Raw genomic sequence first — 14,330 nt, forward strand, 5'->3', positions numbered from 1 at the left:
GGAGGCTATTCAATTATCTTATTTCACTAATCTTAGAAGCGTTCAGGCATTTCTACACCTAATAAACCCATTCCGGTTTTGAGAATGTCGCCTACTTTTTTGGTCAGACCCAAACGCCAGTTGATCGTTTCCTGATCATCGGCTCCAAAAATAGGTGTGTTCTGATAAAAGCCGTTGTACACTTTTGCTAAATCATAACAGTAGTTTGCTACAGCTCCCGGGTTGAATTGCTCACCAGCTTCTTCGATCAATTCTGGAAAAGAAGCGATCATTTTTACCAGTTCACGTTCTTTATCGTCAAACTCTCCATCAGAAAAGTTGAGTGAAACTTCACCTGCTTTGCGCAAGATGGAAGCTGTACGCGCATAGGTGTATTGAATAAACGGACCAGTATTGCCGTTCATATCAACAGATTCCTCAGGGTTGAAGGTCATGTTCTTTTTGGGATCAACTTTGAGGATGAAGTACTTGAGAGCTGCCATTCCTACTTTCCTTGCAAGCTCTTCACGTTCCTGATCAGGCATTTCTTCGTAAGAGCCGCGATCTTTACCCTGCTCAAGTGCTCTTTCCTTCATTTCAGCCATGATATCGTCAGCATCAACAACATTTCCCTCACGGGATTTCATCTTACCATCCGGTAATTCTACCATTCCGTAAGAGAGGTGATAGCAATTCTTAGCCCAATCATAGCCGAGTTTATCGAGGATTTTGAACAGTACCTGAAAATGGTAATCCTGTTCATTTCCAACAGTGTAAACCATTTGATCCATCTTTGGAAAATCCTCAGAACGCTGAATAGCCGTCCCGATGTCCTGGGTCATGTAAACTGCAGTTCCATCGGCCCGGAGTAAGAGTTTTTCATCGAGTCCTTCTTTGGTCAGATCCACCCAAATTGAGCCGTTGTCTTTTTCAAAAAAGGAACCGTCCTTGAGTCCTTTCTTCACAACGTCTCTTCCTTTAATGTATGTTTCCGATTCGTAGTAGAGTTTATCGAAGTCGACTCCCATCGTATTGTAGGTAACATCAAAACCACTGTATACCCAGTTGTTCATCTTCTCCCACAATGCTACAGTTTCTGCATCGCCCTGCTCCCACTTTGAAAGTGTTTCGCGGGCCTGCTTCATAATGGGAGCTTGTTCTTTAGCGTCATCTTCGGTTGTTCCCTGAGAAATGAGGTCTTTGATTTGCTCTTTGTAAACCTGATCAAACTTCACGTAGTAGTCGCCCACAAAATGATCGCCCTTTAGGCCGGCATCTTCCGGGGTCTGACCATTACCGTATTCCTTCCAAGCAACCATACTCTTGCAAATATGAATTCCACGATCGTTAATGATTTGGGTATTGACAACATTGTGCCCATTTGCATTGAGAATATTGCTCACGGAGTATCCGAGAAAAATATTACGCAAGTGACCGAGGTGTAATGGCTTATTCGTATTGGGTGAAGCGAACTCAACCAGCACCGTCCTGCCGGAGTTTTCTTTCAGTCCAAAACGCTCATTTTCAATAGCACTCTTGAGTGTATTTCGCCAGAAGTTTTCGCTGAGGGACAGATTCAAAAAACCTTTGATCACATTGTAATCTTTGACTTCCTCAACATTTTCTTTCAGGTAATCACCGAGATTTTGCGCAGTTTCCTCAGGCTTTGAACGCGTAATGCGCAAGAAGGGAAAAACATTGAGTGTGAAATCACCCTCAAATTCTTTTCTGGTCTTTTGAATTTGAATTTGTTTTTCGTTTGGTTTTGAGTCGTAAAGTTCTTCAAAACCCTTTATCAACGTGCTGTGTAGTTGATCGAGAAGCGCTTGCATTATATGTTGTTTTCGATTGCTGGTGTTAATTCTTCGAGGACATCAAAAGCTGTTTCGGCCATTTTGTTTTGTTTTTCATCGAGTGTTGGATTTACCTCAACCATTTCAAAACAACCTACTTTTCCTGTTTCAATAAACTTTTTCATGATGTGAGTGACTTCTTTGTCATCAAAACCTTTGCTAACTGGCGTTCCGGTTCCTTTTGAGATGAGATCGCAATCCATACTATCTACATCGAAAGTCACATAGATTATGTCACAATCTGAAAGTTTTTCAATGGCTTCATCAACACAAGCGTCCAAACCTCTGTAGCGAACTTCCTCAACTCTGTAGTTTGGAATGTTGTGTTTTTTCATGATGAAATCTTCGGGTTCTTCAGTATCGCGAACGCCAAAGAAAACGAGATCTTCAGGGTTGAACTTTGGGCAAATTCCGCCTACGTTTTTCAGTTGCTCCCAGTACTTTTTCGTTTCTTCATCAATATCGTTGATCTTGCGTTCTTCGTTGTCGTGACCAAGAGCAGTTGCGAGTGGCATTCCATGCACATTACCTGATGGTGAAGAATACGGTGAGTGAAGATCTCCGTGAGCATCAACCCAAACAACGCCTACACGTTTATCGGGATGAGCCATTTTGAGTCCGGCTATTGAAGCTCCTGCGGTAGAATGATCACCACTCAAAACAACGGGAAATTGCCCTCCGTCAATTGTTTCCTTTACAGCATCGGCTGTGGTTTCATATATTTTTGCAATATGCTCAATGTTCTTGGCATAAGGAGTATTAGTATCATTGACTAGTTCATCATTCAGATCCGGAAGCACCTTCATTGGGTGTTTTTTAAAGTAATCACTTCGCTTGTTCAGTGATGCGATTTTCACTGCTGCTGTACCGAGGCTGGCTCCACGAGTTCCGGCACCCAGCTCTGAATTCATGTTGAGAATTTTTATAGCCATAAATCGAGATTTTTTGAGGCCGCAAAGGTAACGTTTTTGCGGATTGAGCCGGTACATTTAGAGTTTTCACTCAACAGTGGGCAACACACTAACAAAATGATTACTTTAGCGACATGCTGAGAATTAGCTTATATGTTACAATTATTCTTTTGGCTCTGACCAATTGCAGGCGCGAACTTGATGCTCCATCCTGGGACGTGGACGGTTATGTGCCGCTCGCCACAGCTAATTTACGCATTCAGGATGCTATTGATGATTCATTGAAGGAAATTGGATCTGACCAGGAAATTACACTGATTTACAAGAGTAATTTATTCGAATACAAAATCGATTCGCTGATTAAAATTCCTGACACCTCTAGAACAGAGAGTTTTAGTATTCCGATTGGGCAGGTGAATTTATCGCCTGGGCAGGTTTTCATGGCTGATACTGTTGAAAATAACTTAAATGCTGATAATGCTCAGCTCAGACTTGCAATTGTGAGAGAAGGAATCATTGAGCTCGAATTACAATCGACAATGAATACGCCCACAATTTTTACTTACAACATTCCAAATGCTACTAAAAATGGTGTTTCATTCTCATTTATTGACACACTGAGCGCAGGGACACAACAAAATCCCACAACAGAAACGAGAAGACTCGACATCTCTGGTTACACAATCGACTTAACCGGTAAAAACAACAACAGAACAAACACTTTTTACGGTGTTTACGAGATCAGGACAGCTCCTTTTGGAAACCCGATTACGATTACCCCAGCCGATTTTGCTTCTCTAACATCTACATTTACAGGTATTCTGCCAGAATATGCAAAAGGCTATTTTGGTAACCGCATTTTTGAAATAAACGAATCAACTGAAACTGACATTTTTAGAAATTTCAAAAGCGGATTGCTGAGTCCGGCCGAGGCAAGGTTAAACCTACGAATTAAAAACGAAGCAGGAGTAGATTTTGGAGTTGACCTCAAAACAGTTGCAGGAGTCAATACCAACACTGGACAATCGATAAGCCTCGATCACTTTGTAACGCAAAACAATGTGAAATTGAGTCGCTCACTCGAAAGTGGAAGTGGCTATCCACCAATTAGACCGAGCAATTACAATGCAGTTATTGATGAACAAAACAGCAACGTAACTGAGTTTGTTGGTGTTCTACCAAAAGAGTTTCAGCTGGTTGGCGATGTGGAGTTAAATCCACTGGGGAATATTTCAAGCGGAAATGACTTCGCCTATTTTGGAACCGGCTTTGAAATGAACATCGATGCTGAAATTCCGCTCAGGCTTAACGCTCAAAACCTCGTTTTTCAAGATACTACGGAGTTTTCAATCGACAGTGATTCTCGTGAAGATACGAAACGGATAAATGGCGGATATTTACTTGTTCACTGTTTCAACCTCTACCCTATTGAAGGCGAGTTACAGGGATATTTCATGGATTCAACCAACACGGTTGTCGATTCACTTTTTACAGATGATTTAGGATATTTAGCAGGCGGTATTATCAATAACGGTCAGAACCGGGTTACCGACAAAAGTGAAAGTACTATCAAAGTTCCGCTCACACCGCAAAAAATCGATAACCTCTACGATGCTTCTAAGATTTGGTTCAACGCAAAACTGAACACGACAAACCAGCCAGATTCACTTACTTTTTACGACAACTACGACCTCAACATTAAACTTGTAGGCGATTTCAACTATCAACTCGAAGCTGATTTATGAGAATTTGGATCATAGCATTTTCAGTATTTTGGAGTGTTTGTTCTGTTTCACAAACCCGTTATTTTGATTCTGACCCGCAGCTCAACGATAAGAGACTTGCTATTGAATTCAACACTGAATTATACGCTTCATCAAATGCTATCTCAAATCAGTTTTTATACGGATTTATTTCTGGTGGTGAAATCTCCTCTTCTACTCAGGAAGACATGCTGAAAAACACCAGCTATCAAAACAGACTTGGAGTCGATTTTAACACCGGATTTACTGTTCATTTCAAACCTGAGAATCAAAATAAAATAAGCTACAGTTTTGGTATTCACGACAGGCAACACGCCAATGCATCCTTTAGTGGAAATGCTTTGAAATTACTGATTGACGGAAACAAACAGTTTGCAGGAGAAGAAATTGATCTCAGTGAGTTTTCCTTTTCAATGATCCGCTATCAGCAAATAAAAGCCGGCATTTCCTGGAAATACAAACCCGGAAAGTCATTTCATTTTTCAGCGTCTTTTCTCAATGGTGAACAGTACCAGTCTGCTCAAATGGACTATCTGACACTCTACAGCTCAGCTTACGGAGATGAGATCAGGTTTAATGGAGAAGGTACAATCTACCAGTCTGATCCTGAAAACAGGGGTTTTGCTAAATCAAACGGTTACGGAGCTTCAATCGACATACAGCACGACTGGGAATTAGCTCTCGGTCAGAACCAAAATGGCCTGCTGAGTGTGGCTCTGAACGATATCGGTTTTATAGCTTTCGATGGAAGTTCCCACAAACAGGAAATCGACACACTTTACAGCTATAAAGGAACGCAACTGGGAAATGTAATTTTACCCTTTGATACCAGCTATACTTTTATCGGCCCTGATTCTCTCGCTGAAGATATTCTAAAGAAAAAAGACACAACCGGCTATAATATAATCTTGCCGGGATGGTTTAGAGTGAACCTTTATCAGCAGTTTGAAAATTTTGATGTAAAAGCCGGATTCCAGGCCAGGTTTAACGGTAGTCATAATCCTTACTTCTACGTAGAATCAAAGTATTTTTTGAATGAAAAATGGAAATTGGGCGGAATCCTTGGTGCAGGTGGTTACAGCAACTTTAACATAGGTACAAGTGTGGAGTACTCAACTGATAAAATCACGTTGCAAGCACTAAGTCAACACCTTGAAAGTGTAGTAGTACCTTCTAGATTGGGAGGATTGAATGTACAGGTTAGGGCAATTGTCAAAATCTAAAAAAGGGAACGCTCAACCAAACACATAAATCACTAATCCACTAACCTTAATCAAATCAAAACTTGAGCGCTCCCTCAGTTATTTTAAGCTTTCTCTTTAACCAGTAGTTCTTTTTCAATCACTTCAACAAGTGTTTCTTTTGGCAAAGCTCCTGCCTGCATCATCGGTTGACCTTTCATTGGAACAAAGAGAATACTGGGGATTGAGCGGATTCCGAAAATAGAAGCCAACTCCTGCTCTACTTCAGTATCAACTTTGTAGATGTCAACTTTTCCTTTGTAATCCTCTGATAATTCTTCAAAAATTGGCGCTACGGCTTTGCACGGTCCACACCAGTCTGCATAAAAATCTATAACAGCAGGTTTGTCACCATTGTATTCCCATTCCTGCGTTTTAGTATAATCGAAAAACTTTTCTTTAAATCCTTCTTTTGTCAATTTGCTAGTAGCCATAAATATCTCGTTTAAATTTGTCTACAAAAGTAATTTGAGCTTAGTTTTTATACAGTAACTCAAATCACATATGAAAAATCATATATAATTTTACGATAACATAACACATAAGTTCCATGAGCATTTGGTTTAGAGAGAATATAGAACTCGAGGATTTAAAAGGTTTAGAGAAAGACACCATCCACGAGTTAATCGGGATTGAAGTGACCGAATTGAAAGATGACAGCATCACAGGAAAAATGCCAATTGATCATCGTACTAAACAGCCTGCCGGTATTCTTCACGGAGGAGCTTCAGTCGTATTAGCTGAGGGGTTGGGCAGCATTGCCAGTAATCTCATCATCGATCAGAGCCAATTTTACGCTGTTGGTCAAAGCGTGAATGCGTCTCACATCAGGCCGGGAGTTCAGGGCTTTGCTCATGGAACTGCCACCCCAATTCACATAGGTCGCAAAAGTCACCTTTGGGAGATTAGAATTACAAATGACGAAGGAAAACTCATCTGCATAACCAGACTTACGATGGCTATTTTACCGAAAGAGTGATTTTGAGTATTTTGATTATTTACTTTTTAGGTTCTGACCATAACGTATATTTGCGTAAATACCGCAAAATTCATGAAGCTTTCATACGCTGAAGAAAATTATTTAAAAGCTATTTACCGCTTGAGTCGCCAAAGTGAAAATGGTACCAGTACGAATGAAATTTCACATTACGTGGAAACAAAAGCATCATCAGTTACTGATATGCTCAAGCGACTGGCCAAAAAGGAAATGGTCAATTACAAGCCCTACCAACCGATAACCATTACTGAAAAAGGCCGTTTAATGGCCATTAAAACGATAAGAAAACACAGGCTGTGGGAGGTCTTCCTCGTTGAAAAGCTCAACTTCAAATGGGATGAAGTCCACGAGATAGCTGAAGAATTAGAACACATCCACTCTGATAAACTGATCAATCGTTTAGATGACTTTTTAAATAATCCTACTCATGATCCACACGGTGATCCTATTCCTGATGCAGATGGAAACATCGAACACCACAAGGATATCACCATTGCCGATTTAACAGAAGGGCAAATCGGGATGATTATTGGATTAAAAGATACGAGTTCTGAATTTTTACAGTTCCTGGATAACAGCCAGCTCACACTGGGTAAGTCGATTAAAGTTGAAGAGATCACCGGATATGATGGTAGTGTAACCATTACGATCAATATGACTACCCGAAAAACCATCTCTCACCAGGTGGCTAAAAATCTTTACATCAAAAAGCTAACACGTTAATGAAGAAAATCAATATCCAAAATAAAAAGGCGAAGTTCGAATATGAGTTTATCGAAAAGTTTACTGCCGGGTTAAAACTACTGGGCACTGAGATAAAATCTATTCGTGAGGGGAAAGCCAGCATCAAAGAAGGATATTGCACATTTGAAAACGATGAGCTCTTCATTTACAACATGCACATCACCGAATACGAGAATGCGAGTTTCACCAATCACGAACCTACTCGCAAGCGAAAACTACTTCTCAACAGGCGAGAATTAGACAAAATGAAGAAAAAGGTGAATGAAAAAGGGTTCACTATTGTTCCCACTCGTTTATTCATCAGTGATAAAGGATTTGCAAAGCTCAATATTGCTTTGGCTAAGGGAAAAAAGATTTACGATAAACGCGAGTCCATCAAACGTAAAGACGACAAACGTAAAATCGATAGGGCACTAAAGGATATGTGATGGATCGAGTTATTTAATTCTTGGAATTTCTATTTTATTAAAATTATATTCTTCAAATAGTAAATCTCATATTTGTTATACTATATTTCCTGTGGTTTGGTAGAGAACCATTTTTTGCATAATTTACAACTGCTTAATTAACCAAACTTTAAGGACAATAAACTAATAATGACAGACCAAAAAGATGAAGCTAGCCAACAGAGAGAAGAAGAGCTCAAGATGTATTCAATCCTCGATACACTTCCCGAGGAAGACTATGACAATATCACAAGGATAGCTTCTGAAATATGTGAAACAAAAATATCACTGATTAGCTTTTTGGACACTAACAGGCAGTGGTTTAAGTCTCATCATGGAACAGAAATAGAAGAAACACCTATTGAACATTCCTTTTGTAGACATGCAATTAAAAACAAAGATGATCTCTACATTGTTCCTGATGCAAGAATAGATGAAAAATTCAAGGATAACCCTTTTGTAACAGGTGATTCAAATATCGTATTTTACGCAGGTGTACCACTCACTTCAGAAAATGGAACTCCACTGGGTACATTATGTGTCATTGACGAAAAACCAAAGGAACTCACAAAAAGCCAAACATCATCACTCAAAGCCCTTGCAAACCAGGTAATCAACTTACTAAAACTCAGAAAAAACAAGACTCAGCTCGAAGAATCTGTTCGTTCATTGGAACTGAAAAATGAAGAATTGGAACAGTTTGCTTATGTGGCCGCTCACGATATTAAGTCACCTCTCAATAATATTCTTTCGCTCTCCTCGATGATCAGTTCGTCTAAATCAAATTCTTTAGATGATGAAACAAAGGAAATGATTGGTTACATAGAAGAGTCATCAGGTAAATTGAAAAAACTAGTAGATGGTTTGTTGGAATACAGCAAGGCAGACAACTATTTAAAAACCGAAAGAGAAACCATTAAAGCAGTTGATTTTAAAAATGATATATTGAGCTTCTACCTCGATGATGATCAGTCTAAAGTAACCTTCAATTGTGAGCCGGATAATTTATTCACTAACAAGGTAGCTTTACAACAAATCCTGCTCAACCTTATTGGTAACTCCATCAAATACAACGATAAAGAGCAAACTAAAATCAATATTACAATCACTGAAGACCCTAAGCATTATTATTTTGACGTAAGCGATAATGGCCCGGGAATCCCCAAGGATCATCAAAAGAAGATATTCGATATTTTCCACCGGGTAAAAATGGATCATGAAGATGATTCAGGACATGGAATCGGGTTGGCTACTGTAAAAAAGCTGGTAACCTCATTGGGTGGTGAAATAGAAGTGCACTCTAAAGAAGGCGAAGGAGCTACTTTCAAATTCTACATTTCAAAATAAGGTATGCCTCAGGATCATCTAAAGAAACTCGAAAACCTCTACTACGCTGCTCCAATCAATGAAGCGCTAAATCCAACAATTTCTATCTCTGAAAACATTTCTTCTATAGAGCAATTTATCGGTCAGAGCCAATGTCACGCTGGCCAATTCGCTCATGGCTCAGTCATTTTCAAACTGCTTGATGATGCGGCATATTTCGCGGCAGCAAGTTCACAAACAGAGTTTTTTCTCGTTACTGCATCCTATGAGATCAAATTCAAAAAACCCGCTCCTGTGGGCCACTACAAAGCTATTGGAGAACTGATCGATTCATCAGGCAGATTGCTTAAAGCTAAGTCAAAAGTTATCGATGAAAATGATCAGATAATAGCTAAAGGAAAAGGTCTATTTATTCCTACAAAGCAACAGCTTTCACATTTAAAAGGGTATTCCTCATAGTGCTGTTAAAAACATTTTTAAATACCCTTCATTTCACAATCTGAAAGCAATACTTTTCAACTGTATTCTCAACACACTGTGAAATGAAAAAAATAGCACTCGTTTTGGCAGGAGCACTTTTGGCTCTGACCGTTACAGCTCAACGAATGACTGACGAAGAGTTTAGTGAAACCTTTAAAAAAGGTATACTTCACTTGAGTAATAACAAGCTACAACTGGCTGAAGAAAATTTCAAAACACTACATCAGGAAGATGAGGACAATAAAAATGTCACTTATCTTCTCGGGCAAACTTACGCCAGGCAGGGCGAGCAATTACCCAAAGCAATTGAGTTGCTCGAGTCTTCCATAAAGGCCTATACACCAAATTACAAGAAGACTGATCCAACAGAAAAACGAGTGTCAGAATACGCTTACTACTACCTGTTGATGGCTTACAGCAAAAATGGAGATTGTGACAAAACACTCAATGCACTCAACCAGTTTTATACCATTTACAGTTATGAAAACGAGTGGTATTTAGTTGATGCACAGGAGCTCTTCAGGAATTGCAAACCAAAAGAGCCTGAAGCCGAGCCTGAAGAGCAAATTGTACAGGAAGAAAAACCTGTTGAAAAAGAAAAACCAAAACCGTATAAATATCCTGAGCAAAAACACATCATCGGGACTAAAGATATTCAGTACACATACAAAGGAATGGAATGGGGAATTCAGGTTGCAGCAGTTTTGGAACCGGTTTACACATATGAATTCCCGGGCTTGAGAAACATTGAAGTCTACATGGATAACAACGGTGTTTACCGCTACATCATTGGACACTTTATGTTCAAATCACAAGCGGAGAGACTTCTCAAGCTCATCAAGAAAAAAGGGTACAATGATGCATTCCTCGTGAATGTAAAAGACAAACAAAAATTTAGCGAGCAGGTTATCACAATCGATCAGGACAATGTGAATAAAAAGATCGTGGGTAAAGTTGATTTCAGAGTGCAAATAGGAGCATTCAGAGGTGATACAGTTCCTGATCACTTAATGGAGATCTACCTAAAGCTAGACAGTATTTCTGAGACACAAGTCAACGACTTAACAATCATGACTGTAGGTTCATTTGATACTTACGAGGAAGCCTCTTTTTACAAAGAGCTCGTACAGGATTTAGGTGTTAAAGATGCTTTTGTAGCAGCTTTCAATTACAACCGAAAAGTTGATTTGCGACATGCAATCATGCACATCAAAGAGCAACAAAAAGCCATAGAGAATCGAAAGAAAAAAGAAAGTGAAACATCGAGCCAATGATACGATCAATCATAATAGCATTAGCAATTCTTCCACTTAGTGCCATAGCACAACAATTTCCAAACATTCAAACAGAAAACCTCAACGGTAAAAAAGTGATGTTGCCCGGGGATCTTCCTAAAAAGAGTACGGTTTTGGGAGTCGCATTTTCACAAAAAGCGCAGGAAGATATGGCTACATGGATTGAGCCGGTTTACAGGCAATTCATAGACAAATCCGGACTTGGAGCTATGATCTACGATGTAAATTCAAGGATGCTAGTCGCTTTTACCGGGGCAAAGAGAGCAGCTTCTCGCAAAGCTGAAAAGATGATTAAAAAGGCGACTGAAAACGATTTTTATCCTTATGTCCTCTTACACAAAGGGAGTTTTAAAGACTTTAAAGATGCCATTGATATAAATGACAAGGATGAGTTTTACATACTAATCCTCGATCCAAATGGTAAAGTCATCTTTAAAACAACAGGCCGATATACCGAAAACAAATTCGATAAAGTCAGCCTGATAATAGAAGAATAAAATTATCTCCGCAGTTCGATAAAACCTTTTGGAGCATAGAGTTTTCCGTCCTTACCGCGAGCTGTGATCTGGTAATAATAAATGCCTTCAGGACAAAGATTACCACTTTTTTCAGTTCCTTTCCATCTCAATTCAGGTGAATTGGATTCGAAAATGATCGACCCCGCTTTACTGAGAATCACAATGTTAAACTCCTGAATATTCTCGGTTTCAACCACAAACTCATCATTAATGTTATCTCCGTTTGGTGTGATGAAGTTCCCAACATCAATCGATGAAGCAGCTATGTTTTCAGCTTCACCCTCAGGCTGTTTCACATTTACCTTGATCTTATCCATGAAAACTTTCCCACCGGCATTTTCACCCAAAAGTGTAACAGTGTAACTACCAGGTTCATTATAAGTGTGGTCAACATCAGTACTTTCCACAGGGTCAGATCCATCGCCAAAATCCCAGCGAGCTCGCTTGAGTGACTCTGAAGAACCTAAAGAAATCGTTAGTGGTGCAGCACCACTTAGCGGACTAGCACTTATTCTCGATTTAAACGCCTCTTTTATCGATTCTTTCTCGGCCTCGCTCTTACCGATGTTCATTACCTTATCAGCAGCTTCAGTTGAAATGCCTGACTCACCTCCTTCATTACCTGAAGAAGTAGTTGACTGTGACAATTCATTTTGGTCAGATCCCTGAGATGCAGAAGATTCAACAGATTGATCTGTAGATTCCTGATTAGTTGTGTTACTTTTTGCGTTGCTCTCAGCCTGTTCTTTTTGTTCAGATTCTTTCTTAGCTGTTTCCGACTCTCTTTCAAACTGAAAATCTTCAGCGCTTTTCGAGTCTGTTTGAGCCTGATCAACCAACTCTTCGTTTTGCGCAACCGGCTGGCTGGTTGTCGATTCCGGTTCTGACTGTGAAGAGAAGTAAATCGCGGCACCGGTAATACCAACAGCTGCGACTCCGGCAGCAATCCAGCCACCAACATTTCCCAGTCCTGCTGAAGAACCTCCGGCCGTTCCGGCATTCATCTTCGATTGAACTCCCTGCCAAACCGATTCATCGACCGGCATCTCGTGCTTTTCAAACCTTTGCTTGAAAAAATCTGCTATGTTATCCTGTTTTTTCACGATCTAAATAGCTATATTCTAGTTTCTTAATTGCTTCTTGTAACTGCAGTTTCGCTTTCCTGTACTGCGATTTAGAGGTGTTTTCTGAAATTCCCATTTCTTCGGCTATTTCCTTGTGGGCATAACCTTCAATCGCGTACATGTTAAACACTGTGCGATATCCATCGGGCAAATCATGGATCAAATTGAGTAGATCCTGATGTGCCAAATGACTCGTCACTTTTTCATTAATCGGTTCGAGATAGCTGACATTATCAAGGTCAACATTAGCCTCAAACTTCTTGGTTTTTCGCAAATGATCAAGACACGTATTTACAACCGTGCGCTTCATCCATCCTTCAAATGAACCGGTACTTTTATAACTGCTCATTTTTTGGAATATCTTCACAAAACCTTCCTGCAAAACATCTTTTGCCTCGTCAGTATCTTTCACATACCGGCAGCAAATAGACATAAAAAGACCACCATAGCGATCAAACAACTCTTTTTGAGCTGCGCTATTTCCCTTTTTACAGCGTTTTACAAGGTTTTCAAGATCCATTTGCTAATTCCTTTTCAATAGATGGAAGTTCAACTAAAATAGTTGCCCGATGTGGAAAAGTATCTCTTTTAGTTAAATGTGTAAAGATACCTGAATGTACGTGAAGAATTACTTCTTCTAGTTAATCATTTAAACGGTTGCATAGGTTTCAAGGTTTTGAATTGAAATTAGACCATATTTAATTAATGGTTAATGTGTGAGCAAAAACAAGTTCTCATTTCAAATATATAGGCTCATTACCCGGTACCCTCAATTATCGGGTTGTAAGACGATATTTTGAATTATCGGGTTTTTAGCCGATATTCGCTTTTATGATAAGTGTGATCACACCACTTCCCTGTCCTTAACCTGCTTCTGTAAAAGCTCAATATGCCTGTCTTTTTCAGCTAATAATTTTTCATAAAGGATTTGAACCTGTTCTATTGATGTGTTGTTGTAAGCGACATAACTACCACCTTTATGTGTTTTAAAGTTATTGTTAAACACAAATTGAGAATCAAACCCTAATATCTCTTCCGGCTCTACTTCCAATATTTCGCTTATTTCATTGAGGCGCTTAATAGTCAACTGGGTTTCCTCAGATTCAATTTTTGAATAGGCCCTTATTGAAAGATCGAGTTTTTTCGCTATAAACTCCTGTGAATATCCTTTTAATTCCCTGATCTGCCTGATCTTTTTACCGATGTCTGTAATCATATAAGTAGTTTAAATTCAAAATTAGTCAAAATAGTTCAACAAAAGAACTCAATTTATAAAATTACTTCATCATGATTCGTACTTTAGTGTTCATGTATTAATCTATAAATCTTAAATTTATGAAAAACTTAATCCTACCTAACTCAACCGAAGTTAGCAAGCAAAAAAATCACATTTATAAAAATGTGAAAAGAATAATGCTCACCGCCATGATCCTGTTGATGGCAAACTTCTGCTATCCCGGATCAGTCATTACCGACAGTACTTTTTTACACAATCAAATCCTGAACGGGGTGGAAAACGCGCCTTACATCTTTGAGGGCGAAGTGGTCGCTACCGAATCCTATTACAATGATGACGGGGACTACATCTACACTTCGAATACCGTTGAAGTATTTCAAACCTGGAAAATGAGTGAAGAAGCTCCTTTTGCTACG

16 protein-coding genes are annotated in these 14,330 nt (G+C 39.3%); 10 read left to right on the forward strand and 6 right to left on the reverse strand.

Annotated features, from left to right (window positions below):
* Positions 1-32: 32 nt before the first annotated feature.
* Together argS and F3059_RS03465 are read right to left on the reverse strand one after the other, a co-directional pair.
* On the reverse strand, positions 33-1,811 hold the full coding sequence (gene argS, locus F3059_RS03460) for an arginine--tRNA ligase (protein ID WP_151166553.1): 1,779 nt from the start codon (positions 1,809-1,811) through the stop codon (positions 33-35).
* A complete protein-coding gene (locus F3059_RS03465; protein ID WP_151166554.1) occupies positions 1,811-2,764 on the reverse strand; it encodes an arginase in 954 nt (317 codons plus the stop codon). Before F3059_RS03465 ends, argS begins: the two co-directional genes overlap by 1 nt.
* Before the next feature lie 113 nt (positions 2,765-2,877).
* On the opposite strand from F3059_RS03465, the gene F3059_RS03470 reads away from it, so the two are divergent.
* A complete protein-coding gene (locus tag F3059_RS03470) occupies positions 2,878-4,488 on the forward strand; it encodes a hypothetical protein (protein WP_151166555.1) in 1,611 nt (536 codons plus the stop codon).
* Positions 4,485-5,729 carry a DUF5723 family protein gene (locus tag F3059_RS03475; RefSeq protein WP_151166556.1) on the forward strand — a complete coding sequence of 415 codons (1,245 nt, stop codon included), beginning with the start codon at positions 4,485-4,487 and terminating at the stop codon, positions 5,727-5,729. The genes F3059_RS03470 and F3059_RS03475 overlap by 4 nt, the downstream gene beginning before the upstream one ends.
* 83 nt (positions 5,730-5,812) lie before the next feature.
* Here the strand turns inward: F3059_RS03475 and trxA are convergent, their stop codons facing one another.
* Complete coding sequence (gene trxA / locus F3059_RS03480) at positions 5,813-6,181, reverse strand: thioredoxin (protein WP_151166557.1); 369 nt, start codon at positions 6,179-6,181, stop codon at positions 5,813-5,815.
* A 116-nt stretch (positions 6,182-6,297) separates the two neighbouring features.
* Here trxA and F3059_RS03485 point away from each other — a divergent pair, with 116 nt between their 5' ends.
* The 7 genes from F3059_RS03485 (at position 6,298) to F3059_RS03515 (ending at position 11,532) form a co-directional block, all read left to right on the forward strand.
* Complete coding sequence (locus F3059_RS03485; protein WP_151166558.1) at positions 6,298-6,726, forward strand: hotdog fold thioesterase; 429 nt, start codon at positions 6,298-6,300, stop codon at positions 6,724-6,726.
* Between the two features lie 72 nt (positions 6,727-6,798).
* The gene (locus F3059_RS03490) at positions 6,799-7,467 is read left to right on the forward strand and encodes a metal-dependent transcriptional regulator (RefSeq protein ID WP_151166559.1); all 669 of its coding nucleotides are present in this window, start codon (positions 6,799-6,801) and stop codon (positions 7,465-7,467) included.
* On the forward strand, positions 7,467-7,916 hold the full coding sequence (gene smpB / locus F3059_RS03495; protein WP_151166560.1) for an SsrA-binding protein SmpB: 450 nt from the start codon (positions 7,467-7,469) through the stop codon (positions 7,914-7,916). The genes F3059_RS03490 and smpB overlap by 1 nt, the downstream gene beginning before the upstream one ends.
* 168 nt (positions 7,917-8,084) lie before the next feature.
* Positions 8,085-9,281, forward strand: coding sequence for a sensor histidine kinase (locus tag F3059_RS03500; RefSeq protein ID WP_151166561.1), 1,197 nt, complete (start codon positions 8,085-8,087; stop codon positions 9,279-9,281).
* A gap of 3 nt (positions 9,282-9,284) precedes the next feature.
* Positions 9,285-9,719, forward strand: a complete 435-nt coding sequence (locus F3059_RS03505; RefSeq protein WP_151166562.1) for a PaaI family thioesterase — start codon at positions 9,285-9,287, stop codon at positions 9,717-9,719.
* An 83-nt stretch (positions 9,720-9,802) separates the two neighbouring features.
* The gene (locus F3059_RS03510; protein WP_151166563.1) at positions 9,803-11,014 is read left to right on the forward strand and encodes an SPOR domain-containing protein; all 1,212 of its coding nucleotides are present in this window, start codon (positions 9,803-9,805) and stop codon (positions 11,012-11,014) included.
* Positions 11,011-11,532, forward strand: a complete 522-nt coding sequence (locus tag F3059_RS03515; RefSeq protein ID WP_151166564.1) for a hypothetical protein — start codon at positions 11,011-11,013, stop codon at positions 11,530-11,532. The genes F3059_RS03510 and F3059_RS03515 overlap by 4 nt, the downstream gene beginning before the upstream one ends.
* A gap of 2 nt (positions 11,533-11,534) precedes the next feature.
* Here F3059_RS03515 and F3059_RS03520 read toward each other — a convergent pair whose 3' ends face one another.
* The 3 genes from F3059_RS03520 to F3059_RS03530 form a co-directional block, all read right to left on the reverse strand.
* Entirely contained in the window at positions 11,535-12,656 is a 1,122-nt protein-coding gene (locus F3059_RS03520) for a T9SS type B sorting domain-containing protein (protein ID WP_151166565.1), read from the reverse strand.
* Positions 12,640-13,197, reverse strand: coding sequence for an RNA polymerase sigma factor (locus tag F3059_RS03525; RefSeq protein ID WP_151166566.1), 558 nt, complete (start codon positions 13,195-13,197; stop codon positions 12,640-12,642). The genes F3059_RS03520 and F3059_RS03525 overlap by 17 nt, the downstream gene beginning before the upstream one ends.
* Before the next feature lie 324 nt (positions 13,198-13,521).
* A complete protein-coding gene (locus F3059_RS03530; RefSeq protein ID WP_151166567.1) occupies positions 13,522-13,893 on the reverse strand; it encodes a helix-turn-helix domain-containing protein in 372 nt (123 codons plus the stop codon).
* A 119-nt stretch (positions 13,894-14,012) separates the two neighbouring features.
* Here F3059_RS03530 and F3059_RS03535 point away from each other — a divergent pair.
* A partial coding sequence (locus tag F3059_RS03535) for a hypothetical protein (protein WP_151166568.1) occupies positions 14,013-14,330 on the forward strand: 318 nt, incomplete at its 3' end.

Source organism: Salibacter halophilus (genome assembly GCF_008806325.1).
Lineage (GTDB): Bacteria > Bacteroidota > Bacteroidia > Flavobacteriales_G > Salibacteraceae > Salibacter > Salibacter halophilus.